16 protein-coding genes are annotated in these 21,819 nt (G+C 43.8%); 10 read left to right on the forward strand and 6 right to left on the reverse strand.

Annotated features, from left to right (window positions below):
* Window positions 1–224: 224 nt before the first annotated feature.
* Window positions 225–1,646, reverse strand: a complete 1,422-nt coding sequence (locus A3712_RS12955; RefSeq protein ID WP_063523787.1) for an FAD-dependent oxidoreductase — start codon at window positions 1,644–1,646, stop codon at window positions 225–227.
* A 119-nt stretch (window positions 1,647–1,765) separates the two neighbouring features.
* Window positions 1,766–2,776: a putative 2-aminoethylphosphonate ABC transporter substrate-binding protein gene (locus A3712_RS12960; protein WP_063523788.1), complete on the reverse strand. Its 1,011-nt coding sequence runs from the start codon at window positions 2,774–2,776 to the stop codon at window positions 1,766–1,768.
* Window positions 2,777–3,099: 323 nt separating this feature from the next.
* Between A3712_RS12960 and phnW the strand changes: the two genes are divergently transcribed.
* The 4 genes from phnW (at window position 3,100) to A3712_RS12980 (ending at window position 7,925) form a co-directional block, all read left to right on the forward strand.
* Window positions 3,100–4,203 carry a 2-aminoethylphosphonate--pyruvate transaminase gene (gene phnW / locus A3712_RS12965; protein ID WP_063523789.1) on the forward strand — a complete coding sequence of 368 codons (1,104 nt, stop codon included), beginning with the start codon at window positions 3,100–3,102 and terminating at the stop codon, window positions 4,201–4,203.
* Window positions 4,203–5,642, forward strand: coding sequence for an aspartate aminotransferase family protein (locus A3712_RS12970; RefSeq protein WP_063523790.1), 1,440 nt, complete (start codon window positions 4,203–4,205; stop codon window positions 5,640–5,642). The genes phnW and A3712_RS12970 overlap by 1 nt, the downstream gene beginning before the upstream one ends.
* 80 nt (window positions 5,643–5,722) lie before the next feature.
* The gene (gene phnX, locus A3712_RS12975) at window positions 5,723–6,541 is read left to right on the forward strand and encodes a phosphonoacetaldehyde hydrolase (RefSeq protein ID WP_063523791.1); all 819 of its coding nucleotides are present in this window, start codon (window positions 5,723–5,725) and stop codon (window positions 6,539–6,541) included.
* 331 nt (window positions 6,542–6,872) lie between these two features.
* The gene (locus A3712_RS12980) at window positions 6,873–7,925 is read left to right on the forward strand and encodes an OmpA family protein (RefSeq protein WP_063523792.1); all 1,053 of its coding nucleotides are present in this window, start codon (window positions 6,873–6,875) and stop codon (window positions 7,923–7,925) included.
* 133 nt (window positions 7,926–8,058) lie between these two features.
* Here the strand turns inward: A3712_RS12980 and A3712_RS12985 are convergent, their stop codons facing one another.
* Window positions 8,059–8,457: an OsmC family protein gene (locus tag A3712_RS12985; RefSeq protein WP_063523793.1), complete on the reverse strand. Its 399-nt coding sequence runs from the start codon at window positions 8,455–8,457 to the stop codon at window positions 8,059–8,061.
* Between the two features lie 201 nt (window positions 8,458–8,658).
* Here A3712_RS12985 and msrB point away from each other — a divergent pair, with 201 nt between their 5' ends.
* On the forward strand, window positions 8,659–9,801 hold the full coding sequence (gene msrB, locus A3712_RS12990) for a peptide-methionine (R)-S-oxide reductase MsrB (RefSeq protein WP_063523794.1): 1,143 nt from the start codon (window positions 8,659–8,661) through the stop codon (window positions 9,799–9,801).
* 83 nt (window positions 9,802–9,884) lie between these two features.
* Here the strand turns inward: msrB and A3712_RS12995 are convergent, their stop codons facing one another.
* Entirely contained in the window at window positions 9,885–11,252 is a 1,368-nt protein-coding gene (locus A3712_RS12995; protein ID WP_063523795.1) for a TrkH family potassium uptake protein, read from the reverse strand.
* A gap of 24 nt (window positions 11,253–11,276) precedes the next feature.
* On the reverse strand, window positions 11,277–11,933 hold the full coding sequence (locus A3712_RS13000; protein WP_063523796.1) for a potassium channel family protein: 657 nt from the start codon (window positions 11,931–11,933) through the stop codon (window positions 11,277–11,279).
* Window positions 11,934–12,119: 186 nt separating this feature from the next.
* Here A3712_RS13000 and A3712_RS13005 point away from each other — a divergent pair, with 186 nt between their 5' ends.
* The 3 genes from A3712_RS13005 to A3712_RS13015 all read left to right on the forward strand — a co-directional run bounded on the left by A3712_RS13005 (window position 12,120) and on the right by A3712_RS13015 (window position 16,266).
* On the forward strand, window positions 12,120–13,235 hold the full coding sequence (locus A3712_RS13005; protein ID WP_063523797.1) for a mechanosensitive ion channel family protein: 1,116 nt from the start codon (window positions 12,120–12,122) through the stop codon (window positions 13,233–13,235).
* 106 nt (window positions 13,236–13,341) lie between these two features.
* Entirely contained in the window at window positions 13,342–14,826 is a 1,485-nt protein-coding gene (locus A3712_RS13010) for a mannose-1-phosphate guanylyltransferase/mannose-6-phosphate isomerase (protein ID WP_063523798.1), read from the forward strand.
* Between the two features lie 15 nt (window positions 14,827–14,841).
* On the forward strand, window positions 14,842–16,266 hold the full coding sequence (locus tag A3712_RS13015) for a phosphomannomutase/phosphoglucomutase (protein WP_063523799.1): 1,425 nt from the start codon (window positions 14,842–14,844) through the stop codon (window positions 16,264–16,266).
* 105 nt (window positions 16,267–16,371) lie between these two features.
* Here A3712_RS13015 and aroG read toward each other — a convergent pair whose 3' ends face one another.
* A complete protein-coding gene (gene aroG, locus A3712_RS13020; RefSeq protein ID WP_063523800.1) occupies window positions 16,372–17,424 on the reverse strand; it encodes a 3-deoxy-7-phosphoheptulonate synthase AroG in 1,053 nt (350 codons plus the stop codon).
* Between the two features lie 1,413 nt (window positions 17,425–18,837).
* Here aroG and cyoA point away from each other — a divergent pair.
* A complete protein-coding gene (gene cyoA / locus A3712_RS13025; RefSeq protein WP_063523801.1) occupies window positions 18,838–19,725 on the forward strand; it encodes a ubiquinol oxidase subunit II in 888 nt (295 codons plus the stop codon).
* Window positions 19,726–19,753: 28 nt separating this feature from the next.
* The gene (cyoB, locus tag A3712_RS13030) at window positions 19,754–21,805 is read left to right on the forward strand and encodes a cytochrome o ubiquinol oxidase subunit I (protein WP_231891810.1); all 2,052 of its coding nucleotides are present in this window, start codon (window positions 19,754–19,756) and stop codon (window positions 21,803–21,805) included.
* Window positions 21,806–21,819 lie beyond the last annotated feature (14 nt).

A 21,819-nucleotide genomic window follows, 5' to 3' on the forward strand; every position in this document is an offset into this window, starting at 1 on the left:
ATAAATTTGGTTGCTCATACTACAGCACTCTTTATATGGTATATACCAAATTTAAACTTTAAATATTTCAGTTGAGTGACAAATTTATAGAAGCTAAATGACAGTTATATTGCAGATATAATAAGCATTTAAGATGCGTGCCCACACTGTATTACAAGCCCTCTGTAGCGATAAAAACTGACATGAGGGCTGAGTTTAGTCTTAGTTTAGATAATAATATTGACCTATAACTCCACCTTATCGGCCTTGCCTGCTGCACCAGCCAGCTTTGCCAATTGCTTATCTAGCCAACATGACGCCTTTCCTGAGTCTTCTGCGTTTTCTTTTCTGCGTACTGCATTGCGCACCGTCATAGCCCCTACCCAACGGAATGGCTCTGACGGGAAATGGCCAAGCGGTCCTTTGGTTAGCCCGCAGCAGGTCCAAGCGTTATCAGTTCCAAGTACCATAGACGATAAAATCTTTCCGCCCATACGAGTTTGTGCAACACCATTTCCAGAATAGCCGAGCCCATAATAGATGTTGTTTTGGTCTGTTAGATTACCGAAAAATGGTAATCCTGTTACCGATCGATCTGATCCCCCCGACCAGTTGTAATCAAATTCACTCTGCTCAAGCTTGGGAAACAGTTTTTGGAAGGATTGATTCAGAATCGGCAGATAGTTTGTCTTTTGGTTAAACATGCTTTCAACTTGATTGGCAAACGAGAATTTATTGCCACCTTTACCCAGCATCAATCGCCCATCTTGGGTGTCTCGGTAGTAGTGGACAAAGATACGTGAATCCACCACTGCCGCTCCTTTCTCAGGACCAAATTGTTGGAGCTTTTCAGGGATAGGCTTAGTGACGACCATGTCTGACGAGACAACCACAATACTGCGTTTAAACTCTTTAAAGTGATCGAGCATCCATGCGTTGAGCGCCAAAATCAATTTATCGGCAAATATTGATCCACCCTTGGTTTGGATTCGAGCTGGGTCTCCATAATCAAGCGAAGTCATCTCAGTATTCTCGTGAATCTCAACACCTAATTCAATGGCAACTCGACGTAAACCTCTCGCCAATAATGCTGGCTGCACACTACCTGCTGCTTCTGAGTAATAACCCTCAATATGGCGCTCAGATCCTGCTTTATCAGGCAAAGACTCATCACACTTCTTCCAACTATTGATGCCTTGCTTGACCAACTCGTTCACAACCGGCTGCATTCCACCTTTTTGTGCTTCATTGGTTGCCGTGTAATACGTACCGCTGCGATACAAATGCGCGTCTATGTTGTGCTCATTACAGAAAGCTTCGATCTCGTAAATGACCTTTTCCGATTCTTTAACTAGCCATTTTGCTTGTTCTTTTCCGTAGAGCTTTTTCAGTGTCGGATACTTGGTCGACCACGTCAGCATACAGCCACCGTTCGCGCCAGAAGCACCACTGCCACACAAGCCTTTTTCTATCACTACAACATGTTTTTGAGGTTGCTGTTGTTTAATTAAAATCGCCGACCATAACCCTGTGTAACCACCGCCAACAATCGCGATGTCGCAGTTAATGTCTTTTTGAAGTGGCTTGGCTGATTCTAACCCTGCGTTGATGTTGCCAAACTCCTTTTCTAGTGCTTGTTTGAACCAATATGAGTAGTGCTTTGTCATTTGTTGTACCTAACTTAAAACCTAAAGGCGTAAACTAAAAAAGGAAGACCGAAGCCTTCCTTTACTGATTGCTAACTTCCAACGAACTAAATAGTTAATTGACTGAGTAGATCGATAGATTAAGATTTTGGCTCTGATTTAGCGTCGAACTTTTCAGACCATGTTTTCAATACATCTGCACGTTCGCTGCCCATGCGTGCAAAGTCCATTTTTGCCATGTTCTTTTCAACCTTAGGGAAGTTATCAATTGTTGCCGTCACGTCTTGGTGACCAACAACCGGGTACATTTCGATGTAGAGCTCATTTGCTGCTTTAGAGATAGACCAGTCAACAACGCGCTGCGCCGCATCAGACGGCTTAACAAGACCAACCGCTTCAGATTCCCAACCGATACCCTCAGGTGTAATCACTGATAGTGGTGCACCTTGAGTTTTCAGCTTAGCGCCGCGGCTTGCCATAGAGATACCGATAGCGACTTCTCCCATACCCGCTTGAACACATGGCTTAGAACCAGAGTGCGTGTAGTGAGCGATGTTTTGGTCCAGCTTCTGCATGTAGTTCCAACCTTGGTCTTCACCCATGTTTTGTAGCCAAGCCGATACCTGCATGTACCCCGTACCAGAAGACGCTGGGTTTGGCATCGCGATGTGACCTTTGTAAATCGGCTTAGTGAGATCTTCCCAAGATTTAGGTGCTGGTAGGTTAAGTTGTTTTGCTACCGCTTCGTTGAAACAAACCGCATTGAAAAATGCATCATTGCCATACCAAGCTTGAGTAGATTGCGGATCATTAAGGTTAGCACGTAGCGCTTCTACACCTTGAGGAGTGTAAGGCTTAAGAATCCCCTCTTCTTTCAGTAAAGCCATTGAAGAACCTGCAAGGCCCCAAACCACTTCTGCACGAGGGTTGTTTTTCTCAGCCAATAGTTTTGCCGTCATGATCCCGGTTGAGTCACGAACCCACTTAATGCTGATGTCTGGGTTTTCACTTTCAAAAGCATTTTTGTATTTAGCTAATATGTCGGTTTCAAAAGCAGTGTAAACCGTCACTTCCTGTGCCGCATAAGCGTTACCAGCTAATAGAGTGACTAATGCTGCAAGTGATCCTTTCATAAAACGGTTTTTCATCATTTTCTCCAGTCAGGCCCGATGCCAAAGTTAGAAATTAGAAGTCCCATCAAGAGATGGCTATATCCATAAATTCATTTATGTTGTTGACACACATTTAAACTGGTATTTACCAGATTTTGATTATTAAGCTAAATGGCTTTTATGACGGTTAAATGAACAAAAAATGGCAGTTTAAAGATCGGTGAATTTCTCAGGGCAAGGGATTAATTTTAATATGAAGCTTTTGTGAAAATGGTATTTGGGCTATTTACGACCGTTTAAATTGGTTGTTAAAGTAGCCACACAAATTGGTATAGTCCAAATTAAATCGCGAGAAATTGAACATGAGAAACGATTACTTATTACTGACACCGGGCCCACTATCGACTTCTGAAACCGTTCGCCAAGCGATGCTTAAAGATTGGTGTACTTGGGATGATGATTACAACAAAGACATCGTTGAAGTGATTCGTAGCAAGCTAGTGAATTTAGCGACGAAACAAACGGGATACACGAGCGTATTAATGCAAGGTAGCGGCACCGCTTCAGTTGAAGCAACAATTGGTAGCGTTATCTCAAAAAATGGAAAACTTCTTGTGGTGGATAACGGTGCGTACGGCGCTCGTATTGCTCAAATCGCAGAATATTTAAACATTCCATGCCATGTCGTTTCTCCTGGTGAAACATCACAGCCTGACTTGAACGAAATGGAAACGGTATTGGCCATGGATTCAGACATCACTCATGTTGCGATTGTGCATTGTGAGACCACAACTGGCATGCTGAATTCAATTGATGACATTGCTAAATTGGCAAAACTGCACAACAAGACTGTAATTCTTGATGCAATGTCGAGCTTTGGTGGCATCCCTATGGATATTGCTGACTTAGGTATCGATTACATGATCAGCTCAGCTAACAAGTGCATCCAAGGTGTACCAGGCTTCGGCTTTGTCATTGCTAAGCAATCAGAACTAGAAAAGTGTCAAGGCCAAGCTCGCTCGTTAAGCCTTGACCTGTTTGATCAATGGCACTGCATGGAAATCAATCACGGTAAATGGCGCTTCACCTCCCCAACTCACACGGTGCGTGCTTTCTACCAAGCACTGCTTGAGTTTGAGCAAGAAGGTGGCATCGAAGCTCGTCATAATCGTTACCACACCAACCAAACTACGTTAGTGGCTGGCATGCGCTCCCTAGGTTTTGAACCACTACTTACTGATGAACTTCACTCCCCTATCATCACCTCTTTCTATTCTCCAACTCATAGCGATTACCAATTCAAGGAATTCTATGACCGTTTGAAAGAGCAAGGGTTTATGATTTATCCGGGCAAGGTTTCAAACGCAGACTGCTTCCGCATTGGTAACATTGGTGAAGTTTACCCGTCTGATATTGAGGCTCTCATTAGCGCTGTTAAGAATGCTATGTACTGGGACATTAAGTAATGCAAATAACTAACCAAGAGCCAGCACTAAAGGCAACGCACTCTCTAAGTGAAGGCGATGTGAACACCACACCCGCACGTGAAAAGTGGAATGAATCGCTAAACGATGAGGCAACTCAAGCGATGTTAAAACGCGACTCTGACGTGTTTCTCCATCAAGCAATGTCAACGCCTTGCCTAGACACACTTGAAGCCGCAGAAGGCATTTATATTCAAGATACGACGGGCAAAAATTATATGGACTTTCATGGCAATAATGTCCATCAACTAGGTTATGGCCACCCGCACATCATCAATAAAGTGACTCAACAAATGGCCTCATTGCCGTTTTCACCACGTCGCTTTACCAATGAAACAGCCGTGCAATGCGCTGAAAAGTTAACACAGATCTGTGGTGGTGATTTAAATCGCGTGCTGTTTGCACCGGGTGGCACCTCTGTGATTGGTATGGCACTCAAGTTAGCTCGACATGTCACCAACAACTTCAAAGTTGTTTCATTGTGGGATTCATTCCATGGCGCGTCACTGGATGCTATCTCTGTCGGCGGCGAAGCTTGTTTCCGCGAAGGAATGGGCCCGTTAATGGCTGGCGTAGAACGTATCCCACCGGCAGTCTCGTATCGCGGTGCTTTCCCCCTTAATGACTCTTTATCGCGTCGCGGGCAAAACTCAGGCGGTGAAAGTGAGATCTCATGTGATGTTCACTATGCAGATTACCTTGAGTACGTGATTGAAAAAGAGGGTGGTATTGGAGCCTTCATTGCAGAAGCTGTGCGTAACACCGATGTTCAAGTACCAAGCAAAGCTTACTGGAAGCGCATCCGGGAGATCTGTGATAAGCACAATGTCATGCTAATCATTGATGATATTCCAAATGGTATCGGTCGTAGCGGCGAGTGGTTTACTCACCAAGCGTTTGGTGCCGAACCTGACATCCTATGTATTGGTAAAGGTTTTGGCGGTGGCTTGGTGCCAATTGCCGCCATGGTCACCAAAGATAAATACAACACGGCAGCACAAGTATCACTTGGGCATTACACCCATGAGAAAAGCCCAATTGGTTGCGCAGCTGCACTGGCAACCATAGAAGTGATTGAGCAAGAGAATTTGCTTGAAAAAGTACAAGCGGACAGTGCATTCATGCGTGAGCAACTACTTAAAATGAAAGAGAAATACCCAGTCATTGGCGACGTTCGCGGCATCGGGCTGCTTTGGGGCGTTGAGTTGGTCACCGACCATATCACCAAAACCCGAGCGTTCGACGAAGCGGAAGCAGTACTTTATCAGTGTCTGAACGATGGCCTGAGCTTTAAGGTGTCGCAAGGCAATGTGATTCAGTTAAGCCCACCATTGATCATCAGCCGTAGCGAGCTAGAAGCAGCTTTGGCTGTCTTCGAAAATGCGATAGCAAAAGTCTGTAAAGACTTTGGATACCTTTAAACCAACATTAAATCAATAACCTAAAACATCATTCGTCCCTCCAGTGCTTTTAAGTGGGAGTGGCAAGAAAGGACACCACTATGAACACAACATCACCTATCCAAGCGGTTATCTTTGACTGGGCCGGCACTATCGTTGATTTTGGATCGTTTGCTCCAACCAGCATCTTCGTTGAAGCATTCAAACAAGGTTTCGACTTTGACATTGACTTAGCAGAAGCTCGTGAACCTATGGGCATCGGCAAATGGGATCACATCCAAGCAGTGGGTCGAATCCCTGCAGTTGATGCGCGTTGGAATGCTCAATTTGGTCGTTCGATGACCAGTGAAGACGTTGATACAATCTATGAGGCATTCATGCCTCTTCAAAAAGCCAAAGTTGCCGACCACGCCGCGCCAATTTTAAACGCGATTGAAGTAGTAAATAACCTAAAAGAGAAAAGCGTAAAGATCGGTTCTTGTTCCGGTTACCCACGTGAAGTGATGGATGTTCTGATTCCTGCAGCAGCAGATTACGGCTATCGTCCAGACAATGTCGTTGCAACCGATGATTTACCTCAAGGTGGTCGCCCTGCACCATTCATGGCACTTAAAAACGTGATTGATCTAGGCGTAACAAACGTTGCAGCCTGTGTAAAAGTGGATGATGCAGCCCCTGGCATTGATGAGGGTCACAACGCAGGCATGTGGACGGTAGGCCTTGTTTTATCCGGCAACGAAGCAGGATTAACTTACCAAGAATACTTAAACGCAGATGAAGCAACGCTCACAGCAGCACGAGAAAAAGCGAGCGTTAAGTTAAACAAATCAAACCCACACTATCTAATCGACACCATCGCCGATTTGCCTGAAGTAATTGCTGATATCGAAAAGCGCTTATTGGCTGGTGAGCGTCCTTAAAGACACTCACCTTTCTACTCATACAAGCTTCAGTACAAAACGAAAGCCTCGCATTACCTTTACATAAGGTGATGCGAGGTTTCTTCATTTCCAATATTTGAGACAACAATTAACTGACAAAATCGCCTGTAAATAGCACTTTGAACATATAAATCTTAACAACTTCATTGACTTCCACAAACAATAGGACTAACAATGTATTAACAGTTCCACGACAGGTTCGAACTGGATCACGCCTTGATTTGCTTACATTTGCAGTGTGCCTATCAGTAAGAAATAGTTTTAAAGGGCTGATTCAGATAACAATAAGAGTTAATCCAAGGATAAGATTATGAAAAAACTCTCAAAGATAATGTGCGCCGTCATTGCAGCTTCAGGCTTTGCTGCTGCCCCGTCAATCGCTGCAACCACTTATGTTGGTGCGAAAGTCGGGATGGGGTGGCTCGATAGTGCTTGTGTAGATAGTGTGAACTGTGAAGATGATTCCGTTGCCGGTGGTCTTTACGGTGGCTACAACTTTACCGATAACATTGCACTGGAATTAAACGCTGACTACCTAGGTGACTACGACACAAGTTTTAATTACAACGGGACAACTCAGCGCTACAGTGATTCCATTATTGCAATATCGTTGAGCCCAATTTACCGATTAGCGATCAAACAAGAGTTTGATGTCTTCTTCAAAGCTGGCCCAGCTTACATCATGCACGACGATGAAGATGATGTGGTACTGGCTCTGGGTATCGGTGCGGAGAAACAGTTTGCCGACGACTGGGCAGTGAGAGTGGAATACCAATACTTCGATGATTTTGACGATGAGATCATCCACAACCTAAACTCCAACCTTGTTACAGTAGGTCTTAGCTACAATTTCGGCACAGGTAATACAACCGCATCAGCGGCGGCAGTGGCTCAAGCACCTGCCGAACCAATAGCAGAGCCAGAAACTGTAGTTGTTGAAGAGGAAGCTGAGGTAGTGGTTATCAAAGCGCAAACTGAGAGCTTCTCTCAAGGTACATTTGCGACTAACAGCGCAAAGCTTTCAGACGAAGGTAAAGCCGCTATACAGCCAATTGTGGAAGTCTTACAAACATACCCTCAGTCTACCGTTAACATTGTTGGTCACACAGATTCAACAGGTGCAGCTGAGTACAACATGATGATCTCTAAGAAACGTGCGGCAGCAGTAGCAGCATACATCGAAGAGCAAGGCATTGAGTCAAGCCGCATTACCGCTTCTGGTGAAGGGGAAGAAAACCCCATCGCATCCAACGATACGGCTGAAGGTCGTGCGCAAAACCGTCGTGTTGAAGCAACAATTCCAAGCTTTGAGTACCAGGAAAAAGTTCAAGTTGAAGAAGTAATCGTAGAGACAGCGGAATAATCGCATCCCGCCGCAATCACGATATCTTACTTAATAATAAGGGCGGAGCACTGATAAGTGCTCCGCCCTTTTCTATATCTGTTTAACACTGAAACTAGTGGTCTAACTCTAATGCGCTGTCATTTGCTCAGAATTAAACAATTTCCCAGCTGTGCGTCATTTCTACGCCTGCACCTAGCATTAGGCACACTGAACAGTATTTTTCCAATGAATCAGCGCATACTTTTGCAACCAACTCAGGATCAAGGTTGTCACCTGAAACTTCAAAGTGAATGTTAATCGCAGTAAAGATTTTTGGCGCGGTTTCACGACGTGTAGTTTCAAGCTTTGCGTTACAACCTGTAATGTTTTGACTAGCAGATTTTAATCCATCAACCACATCAACAGAGCTACAACCACCAGCGGCCATAAGGACCATTTCCATCGGGCTTGGTGCCGTTGCACCACCGCTGCCATCCATAACAATAGAGTGGCCTGATTGAGATTGACCAAGGAATTTAAAACCTTCGACCCATTTAACTTCTGCTTGCATGCTGTTCCTTAGATGACTGATAACCGCCATCACTGTCTGTTATTTATTGTCAGTACCGACACCCTACTACTGGCAGCATTCATGAGCAAGATTTTCTCTAACACATATTTTTTCCTGAATGGTGCAATTTTTTCCATCTAAAACCTGTCTCTATTCGTACATTCAAAATCGAATAAAAAAGAACGTCAAGATGAGGTATCTATGAATAAATTATCTAAAATATTGGTATCACTCGTGGTTGCATTACCACTGATTTCGTTGTTTGTCAGCCAAACTGGTACTGCCAATACAATGGATAAAACGGCTAATTCAGGGAAAAGTGAAATCGCAACACTCGCGGGCGGTTGTTTTTGGTGTACAGAGTCTGATCTAGAGAAACTAAAAGGCGTAACAGACGTTGTCTCTGGCTATTCTGGTGGCGAGCTAGAAAACCCAACCTACAAACAAGTTTCTTCAGGTAAGTCTGGTCACATCGAAGTGATCAACGTGACCTATAACCCTGATGTTGTTAGCTATGAACAGGTTCTTGACCAATTCTTCCGACATATCGATCCAACCGATGACAAAGGGTCATTCGTAGACCGTGGTCCGCAATATAGACCTGCCATTTTCTATCATAACCAAGAGCAAAAAGACGTTGCTCAAAACTTTATGATGGAGATCGACAAGGCTCAAATCTTTGGTGCACCACTAAAAACAGAACTGATCAAATTTGAGAAGTTCTGGCCAGCAGAAGATTACCATCAAGATTATTACAAAAAGAGTAAGGTTCGTTATAACTACTACCGCTACGCTTCAGGTCGTGATCAGTATTTAGATAAGATCTTCGGTGACGATAGAAAGGATAATCCTAAAACACTTCGCCAGATTATCGACAGTAAGAGTGCAACAGCGAATGCTAAAACCTACGTTAAGCCTTCTGATGCGGAGATCAAAGCGAAGCTTACAGCACTTCAATACGATGTAACGCAAGAAGACGCTACTGAGCGCCCATTTGACAACAAATACTGGGACAACAAAGAAGAAGGTATTTATGTGGATATCGTTACCGGTGAGCCTTTGTTCTCGTCAAAAGACAAATACAAATCTGGTACGGGTTGGCCGAGCTTTACCCAACCAATCAACGAAGCTTACGTAGTGACAACCACAGACTACAAATTACTGTATCCACGCACAGAAGTGCGAAGCCGATTTGGTGATTCTCACTTAGGGCATGTCTTCAAAGATGGCCCTAAACCAACAGGCTTACGTTACTGCATGAACTCAGCGGCGATGCGTTTTATTCCAGCAGATAAACTTTCTGAAGAAGGGTATGAAGAATACGTTGAGATGTTTGAGGGCTAAACGTTCAGCAGTTAACGCTATGCCTATAACAACAAAGCCAGCATAACGCTGGCTTTATGTTTTCTGATTCATTAACAAACGCGCTAGCCTGTTAGAACAGTATCTTCTGGGTATTTGAGTAGTGAAGGCTCAGGGCGAGCTAACATATACGCCAACGTTAAAGGCCCGATACGACCAATAACCATCACAACAATCATAATGTATTTACCAGGCTCCGTTAAGTTTGCGGTTAACCCTGCCGTCAGTCCTACCGTTGCAAAAGCGGAAATGACCTCGAACATAACTCGATCAAAAGCGGCTTTTTCGGTAAGCATTAGCAAAAACATCGCCGTCGTTAATAACGCCCCACTGACCACGATAATGGCCAATGACTTGGTGACCGCCTGCCATGTAACAGTACGTTTAAACATCACAACATGCTTTTTCTGACGTAGGAATGTCCAAGTGGCGACAAAAGCAACTGCAAAGGTCGATACCTTAATCCCCCCCCCAGTTGAGGTAGAGCCAGCACCAATCAGCATCAACACAATCATCACCAATAAAGCAGGCTGCGTGTACTGAGATAAATCCACACTATTAAAACCAGCGGTACGAGCACTTGCTGATTGGAAAAACGCCGCTAACCATTGGCCCTGATTTGATAGCCCTTCCATAGTCGCAGAGTTGTTTCTTTCTAATAACCAAAATAACACTGTCCCCACTAACAATAGAGTCGGGGTTGCGGTTAGCATGATCTTGGTATGTAAATGCAGATGATGGAAGCCTTTGCGCCAGTTACTCGATAAGTCACCGACCACCGTAAAGCCTAAACCACCAAAAATGAAAAGAGCCGCTAAGGTAAAGGTCACCAATGGGTCGTCAACAAAGCTCATCATACTATCTGAGAACAGAGCGAAACCCGCGTTATTGAATGCTGATATCGCATGAAACAGTGCGTAGAAGCTGCCTGTTGACCAGCCCATTTCAGGTACCCATCGAAAACAAAGCATTACAAAGCCGATAAATTCAGCCACTAGTGCAAAGATGATGATCTTCTTTACTAGCTTACGCAGGTTAATCTTGCGATCTTGTCCTAATGCCTCTTTAGCCAATGCCTGTTGCTTCAAGCTTAACCGAACCCCAAACATGTACAGAAGAACCGCAGATAAAGTCATCTGCCCTAACCCGCCAACTTGCATCAAGAACATCAGCAAGATTTTTCCAGCCAAAGTAAAGTGTTCGCCCGTATCAACGACCCCTAACCCTGTTACGCTGATTGCAGAAGTCGCAGTAAACAATGCATCTGTGAAACTGAGCCCTGTGACAGAAAAAACCGGCATCGTGAGTAAGATGGCCGAGGGAATAAGAACCGCCAAAAAGCTGGTCAGGATTATCTTAGGTTCAGAGCCTTTACGCGGCTTTTCATCTCTTGTGAGTGTGTAGAAAGTACCCTTTCGCTGAAACGAATTCATACTGTTACCCTATTACAAGTTCCCTTACCAATTACGTAGCTTTCTAGATAGGGTCTCTTTAGGCCCAGCGATGATCACCACATCTCCGATTTCTAAACTAATATCGAGCTCCGGTGCTTTAGTGAGATTAGGACCGCGCTTGAACCCAAGAACTTCGACACCAACCTCCTTGCAAAGCTTCAAGTCACGAAGTTGCTTACCCAAGAGCTTTGAACCAATAACAATTTCAGTCATCGCTAAATCACTTCCAAGATCAATAAATTCAAGAACATGCCTATCTAGCATTTTACGCGCGACACGAATTCCCATGTCTCGCTCCGGCATAATAATATGGTCAGCGCCAATTTTAGAAAGGATCTTGCCGTGGAACTTGTCGTTCGCCTTAACCCAAACCGTTTTAGCCCCCGACTCTTTTATGACGAGAGTAGTCAATATGCTCGATTTCACATCAGAACCAATCGAAACCATTACCATATCGTACTCGTCGAGCCTGAGCTCTTTAACCGTCTCTTCACTCGTACAGTTAGCAACAATCGCTTGTGAAACAATGGACGCGGCTTCTTTCACTCGCTCTTCATCAATATCGACAGCTAATACCTGCGCACCAGAACTTTGAAGTTCTTTACACACAGATAAACCAAAACGCCCTAAACCGATAACTGCATATTGTTTGTCGCTCATTTGAAATCCTGTTTAGAAATTTTAACAACCCGGGATAGTCAAACCTACATTAGTTTCTATCTCAAAAAAAGTTAGTTCTGCAATAATAAGGTTATACTATTATCATAATCGCTTGATTTATAAAGGTAGAGAACAACTCGAGTTTCTGCTAATTTCCAATTCATAATTTCTGCGGCAGCACACACAATGAATGAATTCTTAACCCAAGTACAAATGTACATTAACCAGAGCCATAGTGATTGGGCCAACAGTGTCCTATTTATCACTATTGCGAGTTTTCTCGCTTGGGTAGCTTGGCGAATTATCCACAATCGCTTAGAAGTTCTGGTACAGAAAACCCCTTTTCACTGGGATGACCTGCTACTCGCAGCACTGAAAACTCCAGTCAGTACGTTACTTTGGTGTTGGCCGGCGACTGTCTCTATTGGGTTGATCCTTCAAGACCAGTTTGGCAACGAAATCAACTGGTTAAAAACACTAAAACACATTTTAATCATATGTACTTTCGTTTGGTTCACCTTGCGAATGATCACCAACACTGAAACGTACGTCTTAAAACAGAAAAACAGAGATGAAACGACAGTACAAGCGATCGCAAAAGTAGCTCGCCTATTCTTTATGGTCATGGGTGGCCTGACGATCATGCAAGCATTCGGTCTCAGCCTATCAGGCTTGCTGACCTTTGGTGGTGTGGGTGGTTTGATTGTCGGTTTGGCAGCAAAGGATCTACTCTCGAACTTCTTTGGTGGCATGATGATCTACTTCGACCGACCTTTTAAAGTCGGCGATTGGATTCGCTCTCCTGACCGTCAAATCGAAGGTACCGTAGAGCGTATCGGTTGGCGCATGACCATCATTCGTACGTTCGATAAACGCCCACTTTACGTACCAAACTCGGTATTTAGTAACATTGTCGTGGAGAACCCATCACGAATGCTAAACCGCCGAATTAATGAAACCTTTGGGCTTCGTTACGAAGACGCAAGCAAGTTAGCTATTATCGTGGATGACGTAAAAGCCATGCTTGAAGCGCACCCAGACATTGATGCTAAACAAACACTCATCGTGAACTTCGATAAGTTTGGTCCATCAACGCTGAACTTCTTTATCTACACCTTCACTAAAACCGTCAACTGGGTGAGATACCATGAAGTGAAACAAGATGTGCTACTGCAGGTGCTAGCAATTATTCACAAGCACAATGCGGATATCGCTTTCCCAACTCAAACACTAAAAATCGATCCACAAGGTTTGAGTGAAGCTCAGGATATTGCACTTCCTAGCGCAGAAGGACCTCGATAGCACAACGGCTCTACTGTTTATCGACAAGTAAGTCGCTTAACGATAATGAAAAAGTGTGAAGCGTGGTAACATGGCGCCAGAATTTTAATGCACCCTGTACCACGCTATGATTTTACCTGTCATTCTAGCTGGCGGCTCTGGTAGCCGCCTTTGGCCCCTGTCTCGCGAGCTTTATCCTAAGCAGTTCCTCAATATTGCTGGCGAACAATCGATGCTTCAGCAAACCCTTGTACGTCTTCAAGGTCTTGAAACGAACTTAACTAACACAGAATGCACTGCTCCGTTCATTATCTGTAATGAAGAGCACCGCTTCATTGCTGCAGAACAAGCTCGAGCGGCTAACATAGTACACAGTGGTATTTTATTAGAACCTGTCGGCAGAAACACAGCTCCCGCCATCGCACTCGCTGCGTTAGAGACTTTAAGTCACACAAGCGATAACCAACAAAATGAGTCAGAACCAATATTATTGGTACTGGCCGCTGATCACCACATCGCGAAAACAGCTAAATTTCAACAAACGTTGGCGAGAGGCGTTGAATACGCAAAACAAGGTAAACTGGTTACTTTTGGTATTACTCCAAACACACCAGAAACTGGCTATGGTTATATAAAACAAGGAGAACCACTCTCCCATCATGCTTTTGCCATTGAATGTTTCGTTGAAAAACCCGACCTAGCGACCGCAGAACAATACGTTAATTCAGGGCAATACCTCTGGAACAGTGGCATGTTTATGTTTAAAGCATCACGCTACTTAGAAGAACTGGCAAAACATCACCCACAGATCCTTGAGGCCTGTAAACGCTCGCTCGAAAAGAAAAATACCGATCTCGATTTTATCCGTATTGACGCCGAAGCATTCCAAAGCAGCCCGAGCGACTCTATCGACTATGCCGTGATGGAAAAAACGTCGGATGCTGCGGTGATTCCGATGGATGTTGGTTGGAATGATATTGGTTCATGGTCTGCAATCTGGGATGTCAGTGATAAAGATGAACACAACAATGTGATTGAAGGCGATGTTTTAACTGTTGATTCTCAGTACAACTATATCCGCGCTGAAAACAAACTGGTTGCAACTGTAGGTGTCGAGAATCTTATTATTGTCGAGACAAAAGACGCTATTCTCGTCGCGAACAAAGACAAAGTTCAAGGCGTGAAATCGATTGTCAGCCAACTGAATCACGCCGATCGCACAGAGCATGTTCATCACCGTGAAGTATTTAGACCTTGGGGTAAATACGATGTAATTGACCTAGGCAAACGCGACAAGGTTAAACGTATTACTGTAAAACCCGGTCACAAGTTATCGCTACAGATGCATCACCATAGAGCAGAACACTGGGTTGTAGTAGCAGGTATTGCGAAGGTGACCAATGATGACAAAACCTATCTCGTTAAAGAAGACCAATCCACTTATATTCCGCTTGGACATGTACACAGTCTAGAAAACCCGGGGGACACTCCACTCGAAATGATCGAAGTACAAACCGGTAGCCACTTGAGTGAAGACGACATTATTCGATATCAAGATAGTTACGGGCGAAGCGAACAACCCAGCTCTCCTCAAATCAACAAATCGAACTAAAGTAGCGGTGATAAAATGAAACAGACTTTAGACCTCAGCTGCTTCAAAAATAACGATATCCGCGGCATCATAGGTGAGCAAATCGATGAGCGCCTTGCCTACCTGCTTGGTCGTGCATTTGGCGAATATGTCCTTGCAAAGGCATCTAAAACGTCATTCGATGAGCTGGCACAAGTAGTCATTGGCCGTGATAACCGTGAAACCTCACTGCCATTGCAGAAAGCGATGACCAAGGGTTTGATTGAATCAGGGATCAACGTGGTAGCTCTCGGTATGACAGGCACAGAAGAAGTCTACTTTGCAACTCGCCACCTACAAGCCATTGGCGGAGTCCAGGTTACGGCAAGCCACAATCCAATAAATTACAACGGTATGAAGTTAGTCGGTCTAGGTGCTAACCCAATCAGCAAAAACAATGGGTTAGATGTGATTAAACAGCGCATTGAAGGTCTAGAGCGTGAGAGGATCAGCGAACAACCGCTCATCCATGAACAAGCTAGTAATCTCAGTAAAACAACCAGCATTCTCGCTCCTTATGTGGATCACCTACTCTCTTACATAAGGCCATCAAAACTATCATCGATGAAGATTGTGGTTAACGCGGGAAACGGCGTTGCTGGGCATGTTATTGATGCCTTAGAGACCAAATTCAATGAACTGAATGCTCCAATCACCTTCATCAAAGTACATCACACTCCGGATGGGATGTACCCAAATGGCATCCCTAACCCTTTACTCAAAGAAAACCAAGCTGCTACCCGCGACGCCGTTTTAGAGCACTCCGCAGACCTCGGTATCGCCTGGGATGGTGATTTTGATCGTTGTTTCTTCTTTGATGAAAAAGGTAATTACATTGAGGGTTACTACATCGTCGGTCTGCTAACCGAAGCCTTCTTGCTGAAGGATTCCAATGCAACTGTATTACACGACATGCGCATGACATGGAATACAATCGAGATTGCAGAAAAGCTCGGTGGAAACGCTGTTGGCATAAAAGCTGGGCATGCTTTGATCAAAGAGAAAATGCGAGAGCTGAACGCTGTGTACGGTGGAGAAATGAGCTCACATCACTACTTTCGTGACTTTGGGTACTGCGACTCAGGGATGATTCCTTGGCTACTCGTCATAGAGTTGATCAGTAAGACTCGACAATCTCTTCATCAACTTATCAGCTTTAGCGTAGAAAGGTTCCCCTCATCTGGAGAGATCAATCGCAAGGTAGCAGACCCGGAACAAGTTATCGCTCGTGTACTTTCATGCTACCAAAAGAGTGCTATAAACATAGATCATTCCGATGGTATTAGCATAAATATGGGTACTTGGCGCTTTAACTTAAGGAAGTCAAATACCGAGCCCCTAATCCGGCTTAACGTAGAAGCCAAACGAGACAAAGCTCTATTGTCACGTAAAGTCGACGAGCTATTACCTTTGCTCGTTTAGAGATACTAACAATTTCATATTGATCTCAAAAAAACCCTTACTCACGAAAGCGAGTAAGGGCTTCAATTGTCTAAGTCATTCTATTAACTAATTAAAGTCACTAATTTACTTATTACGGCGAGCTTCAACTGCATCTGCTAGTTGACGAAGTACTGTTTCAGTATCTTCCCAACCAATACAAGCATCAGTAATTGACTGGCCGTATGTCGGAGCTTTGCCGTCAACCAAATCTTGGCGACCTTCAACTAAATGAGATTCGATCATCACACCAAAGATAGCTTTATCACCACCAGAGATCTGTGCGCTCACGTCATCCGATACGTTCAGCTGGCGCTTAAATTGCTTAGAGCTGTTTGCATGACTGAAGTCGATCATTACTTTCTGTGGTAGGCCTGAAGCTTCAAGCTCTTGCTTAATCTTATCAACATGCTCTGCGCTGTAGTTTGGCTCTTTACCACCACGTAGGATGATATGACAATCAGGGTTGCCAGCCGTTTCAACGATAGCTGAATGGCCGTACTTAGTTACAGACAAGAAGTGGTGAGAAGCGCTTGCAGAACGGATTGCGTCTGTTGCGATCTTGATGTTTCCATCAGTACCATTCTTAAAGCCAACAGGGCATGAAAGACCAGAAGCGAGCTCACGGTGAACTTGAGATTCTGTAGTGCGTGCGCCAATTGCACCCCAGCTGATTAAGTCTGCTACATATTGAGGCGTGATCATATCTAGGAATTCACTTGCCGTCGGCATACCCATGTCTGTCAGATCAAGCAGCAGCTTACGTCCAAGACGCAGGCCATCGTTTAACTTGAACGTGTCATCCATGTACGGGTCATTGATCAGACCTTTCCACCCAACGGTAGTGCGTGGTTTTTCAAAGTAAACACGCATTACGATTTCAAGCTTATCGCCTAGTTCGTCACGCAGTACTTTCAGACGCTTACCGTATTCAAGAGCCGCTTGTGGATCATGAATAGAACATGGCCCAACAATAACCAGCAGGCGATCATCGTTGTCTTCTAGAATGTTGTGAATTGCTTTACGGCTTTCAAAGGTTGTAGAAGAAGCAACTTCGGTCGCTGGAAACTTTTCTAAAACAGCAACAGGGGGTAATAACTCTTTTACTTTGTTAATTCTTACATCATCAGTCTGGAACATTGCTTACTTCTTCCTATATCTATCCTAGAGCTGAATGTACGTTATCTCACGTAACTTTACATCAGCACATATCTTCTTGTTCCCTGTAACTTAACTAGTAAAAACGCTAGTTTCAATCACTAATTTAAAAAGAACGCAATTTTTTTTATGTTTTATATTCAAAACACCCTGTATAATTTTATTTACACGCTATCGATTGCTCAATTTCAATAGGATAACGTTGAATATTTTTTCACCCATCACTTCTCAACAAAACTGTTCTATCAACAGAAACAAACAAGCCCACGCCGTCAACGTGATTTTTATAATTAATTGCATTATTTTCAATTACTTGCAGACAACTCCGAGTCCTTCTGCTTTTGGCGCTAGACACAGTTTGAGCAAGTCACCTGGCTCATCGTTTGGGAACCCTTTCTAGTCAAATCAAACGTAGCTAATGCCGGCGAGATAATTGCTTGGAAGAGTAGTCCAATGGAGCGATTCTTCGGAAGCTACGAGACAAAGTGGATAGCAATTTCGTGATATCGGAGTTTTGAATAAGCAACAGATCACATAACACGAGATATCACAGGCGACTAAAGCCAATTCAGGCCGCGTCAAAATGATGGTGACATAACACTCAACGAGTCTGAAAGATGGAATTGGAAAGATCCTAAAGCCATGATCAATTTTAGTTACCCACTACATAGTGACCAATAAGATGAAAGCCAGCAAGAACACGTAATAACGAGTAAAATTAATCAATGTGACGTTCAAAACATTAGTATCTGTAACGAGTATCGTTATTTTGTAACGAAATACAACTGACGCTTTACACGGCTTTATTTTACCTGCAAATTGCAAATATAAACACACAACATGAGGAAGGTAGTCGGGCGCGTTTCACATCAAAATGAAATTACAGTCCAAGTCGCGGACATTGAATCCACGAGAATGAGTGCTGGTGACGAAATAACATTGAAAAACTCCTAATCTAGGTATGCGTAATTGAATGAATAAGGTTGTTCCGGATCGACGACTAAATTCAGTTGGATTAAGACCAAGACAGAAGGCATTGCTCAAAACCACCATAAAACAATGATGTTCACTCAAATCAATCACCGCACCACGTCCTAACCGTTTTGCTGGCTAAATAAGGTTGACAGGGAAGAGAAGCATTATTTGGTCGCCGCTAGTAGCGCAGGCGTGAATTTACAAGTTACAGCGCATTACGTTGGACATCAGGGTGAAAATGACTCTGGTCAACGTCGCGAGGGGTTGCAACTCTAAACATCCCGTAAATGCACTTGGGAATCTAATAAATTTCTATAACGTTAAATAGTTACAAACTCTAAATATTTGACATTTTTTTAAAGCAGTCTTCTGATTTTGTCACTGGGTTAATTAGTAGCAGTACAAAATTAGGGAGGAAAAATGAAGACAACACGTAGCAGGAAAGTTGAGATAACAATCCTTGCAATACTATCAATAGCACTCTTAACGTTTCTATTTACTAGCAGCAACATGGTTCTATTCGATTCAAAAGGTTCGATTGGTCAAGCCCAGTCTTCGCTAATCATTACATCAGTACTTTTGATGGCGATAATAATAGTCCCTGTTTTGCTGATGTCCGTGTATTTCCCTTACAAATACCGCCACAGCAATAAAGACGCTGAATACAAACCAAACTGGGAGCACTCCACAAAAATCGAAGCGGTTGTGTGGGCTGTACCTTGCTTAATCATTCTTGCGCTTGGTTGGATCACTTATCAAACCTCATACTCTCTCGACCCGCGTAAAGAGATTGCATCAGAAGAAAAGCCGTTAACTATCCAAGTTGTTGCAATGAATTGGAAGTGGCTGTTTATTTACCCTGAACAGCAAATCGCAACAGTTAATGAGATTGCACTACCTGTTAACCGCCCAGTTAGATTCTTAGTTACATCTGACACTACGATGAATTCATTCTTCATTCCACAACTTGGTAGTCAAGTATATGCAATGGCTGGTATGGAAAATAGACTTCACCTTATGGCAGAAGAAAAAGGCGTTTACCGTGGTATTTCTGCGAACTATAGCGGCTTTGGTTTTACCAACATGAAGTTCAAAACACACGCAGTAGACAATGCCGACTTTGACCAATGGGTTCAAAAAGTAAAAGCATCCGACAAAGTATTAAACGACAGCAGCTACGAGGTGTTAACAGCAAATGCTAAAGAGCAAATTAAAACAGCTCACCCTGTGACTTATTTTGCTTCTGTCGATCCTCTTCGATTCAAAGATATTATTGAAAAACACGCGGGAGTCCAAAATGGCTTATAAAGGCGATGTGTACGCCGATCCGGATCCTATCTTCGGCAAACTAAATTGGGATGTAATTCCATTTACAGACCCAGTCATATTACCCGTTATGCTAGGCGCCCTTCTTGGTGGACTAGCACTCGTAGCTGCAATCACTTACTACGGAAAGTGGAAATATTTGTGGGAGCAATGGTTTACCTCCGTCGACCACAAAAAAATCGGTATTATGTACATCATTGTCGCGGCAGTGATGCTTTTCCGTGGTTTTGCTGACGCTTTTATGATGCGTACTCAACAAGCAGCAGCAACCATCAATGGAACGGGTTATCTACCCCCTGAGCACTACGACCAAATCTTTAGTGCCCATGGTGTAATCATGATTTTCTTTGTTGCTATGCCATTCGTGGTTGGCCTTATGAACATCATCGTTCCACTTCAAATTGGTGCTCGTGACGTAGCCTTCCCATTCTTAAACTCTTTGAGCTTCTGGCTATTCGTTGTTGGTGCAATTCTGATCAACATGTCACTGTTTATCGGTGAATTTGCTGCAACAGGCTGGCTTGCCTACCCGCCATTATCTGGTATGGAGTACAGCCCTTGGGTAGGTGTCGACTACTGGCTTTGGGCGCTACAGATCTCTGGTATCGGTACCCTACTGACTGGTGTTAACTTTGTTGTGACCATTATACGTATGCGTGCACCAGGTATGAAACTGATGCAAATGCCTGTATTTACATGGACATCGCTATGTGCAAACGCACTGATTGTTTTAGCTTTCCCAATTCTGACAGTAACGTTAACGCTACTAACACTTGACCGTTACATTGGCACTCATTTCTTTACAACAGATATGGGCGGTAACGTAATGATGTACGTTAACCTTATCTGGGCATGGGGTCACCCTGAAGTATACATCCTTATTCTACCTGCTTTTGGTATCTTCTCAGAAATCACAGCGACATTCTCACGTAAACGTCTATTCGGCTACACCTCACTTGTGTGGGCAACAGCTGTTATCATGATTCTCTCATTCGTGGTATGGCTACACCACTTCTTCACTATGGGAGCTGGGGCAAGTGTTAACGCTTTCTTCGGTATTGCTACGATGATTATTTCAATTCCGACCGGGGTTAAGATATTCAACTGGCTATTTACTATGTACAAGGGTCGCGTCGAGTTTACAGCAAGCATGTGGTGGACAATTGCATTCCTAATTACCTTCACAATTGGTGGTATGACGGGTGTTATGCTTGCCGTTCCAGCAGCAAACTTCGTACTTCACAACAGCTTATTCGTTATCGCTCACTTCCATAACGTGATTATCGGTGGAGCGCTATTTGGTTACTTTGCAGGTTTCACTTACTGGTTCCCGAAAGCAACGGGGTTCAAGCTAAACGAGAAACTAGGCAAACTTTCTTGTGTTCTTTGGACTGTAGGTTTCTTCGTAACCTTCATGCCAATTTACGTTTTAGGTTTCAGTGGTATGACCCGACGCTTGAACGTTGCTGATAACCCTGAGTGGGCGCCGTTACTTTGGATCTCAGCAGTTGGTGTATTCATCATCGCATCTGGTATTGCGACTCAGTTCTACCAAGTTTACGTAAGTATTCGTGATCGTAAGAATAACCTTGATCTTACTGGTGACCCTTGGGATGGGCGTACGCTTGAGTGGGCAACTTCTTCCCCACCAGCGTTCTACAATTTTGCGACGCTTCCTAAGATTCACGATCGTGATGAGCACCACTATGCAAAAGAGAACGGTTTAGCGTACATAGCGCCTGAACGTTACAAACGTATTCATATGCCGAAGAATACTTGGGCAGGTGTCGTGATTAGCGCATTTGCATTAACACTCGGTTTTGCATTTGTATGGCACATCTGGTGGATGGTAATCGCTAGCGGTGTTGGTATTTTGGCGTCATGGATTGCATACAGCTTTGAGCGCAACAAAGACTACTACGTTGAAGTTGCTGAAGTTGAAGCAATTGAGCGAGCACATCTAGCAAATGTTAATGACAAACAAAAACTGACTAGCAAAGAGAACAAAGACGAAGATCAGGACGAAAGTGATTCTTCTGACTTAAAACCCGCTACGGCATAGGGACTGAAAGCAAT

Source organism: Vibrio sp. HI00D65, assembly GCF_001635455.1.
Taxonomy (GTDB): domain Bacteria; phylum Pseudomonadota; class Gammaproteobacteria; order Enterobacterales; family Vibrionaceae; genus Vibrio.

Excerpts from the sequence above, each read along its gene's own strand:
- A3712_RS12955 (WP_063523787.1), bottom strand. The coding sequence starts at position 1,646 with ATGACAAAGCACTACTCATATTGGTTCAAACAAGCACTAGAAAAGGAG.
- A3712_RS12960 (WP_063523788.1), bottom strand. The coding sequence starts at position 2,776 with ATGATGAAAAACCGTTTTATGAAAGGATCACTTGCAGCATTAGTCACT.
- phnW (WP_063523789.1), top strand. The coding sequence starts at position 3,100 with ATGAGAAACGATTACTTATTACTGACACCGGGCCCACTATCGACTTCT.
- A3712_RS12970 (WP_063523790.1), top strand. The coding sequence starts at position 4,203 with ATGCAAATAACTAACCAAGAGCCAGCACTAAAGGCAACGCACTCTCTA.
- phnX (WP_063523791.1), top strand. The coding sequence starts at position 5,723 with ATGAACACAACATCACCTATCCAAGCGGTTATCTTTGACTGGGCCGGC.
- A3712_RS12980 (WP_063523792.1), top strand. The coding sequence starts at position 6,873 with ATGAAAAAACTCTCAAAGATAATGTGCGCCGTCATTGCAGCTTCAGGC.
- A3712_RS12985 (WP_063523793.1), bottom strand. The coding sequence starts at position 8,457 with ATGCAAGCAGAAGTTAAATGGGTCGAAGGTTTTAAATTCCTTGGTCAA.
- msrB (WP_063523794.1), top strand. The coding sequence starts at position 8,659 with ATGAATAAATTATCTAAAATATTGGTATCACTCGTGGTTGCATTACCA.
- A3712_RS12995 (WP_063523795.1), bottom strand. The coding sequence starts at position 11,252 with ATGAATTCGTTTCAGCGAAAGGGTACTTTCTACACACTCACAAGAGAT.
- A3712_RS13000 (WP_063523796.1), bottom strand. The coding sequence starts at position 11,933 with ATGAGCGACAAACAATATGCAGTTATCGGTTTAGGGCGTTTTGGTTTA.
- A3712_RS13005 (WP_063523797.1), top strand. The coding sequence starts at position 12,120 with ATGAATGAATTCTTAACCCAAGTACAAATGTACATTAACCAGAGCCAT.
- A3712_RS13010 (WP_063523798.1), top strand. The coding sequence starts at position 13,342 with ATGATTTTACCTGTCATTCTAGCTGGCGGCTCTGGTAGCCGCCTTTGG.
- A3712_RS13015 (WP_063523799.1), top strand. The coding sequence starts at position 14,842 with ATGAAACAGACTTTAGACCTCAGCTGCTTCAAAAATAACGATATCCGC.
- aroG (WP_063523800.1), bottom strand. The coding sequence starts at position 17,424 with ATGTTCCAGACTGATGATGTAAGAATTAACAAAGTAAAAGAGTTATTA.
- cyoA (WP_063523801.1), top strand. The coding sequence starts at position 18,838 with ATGAAGACAACACGTAGCAGGAAAGTTGAGATAACAATCCTTGCAATA.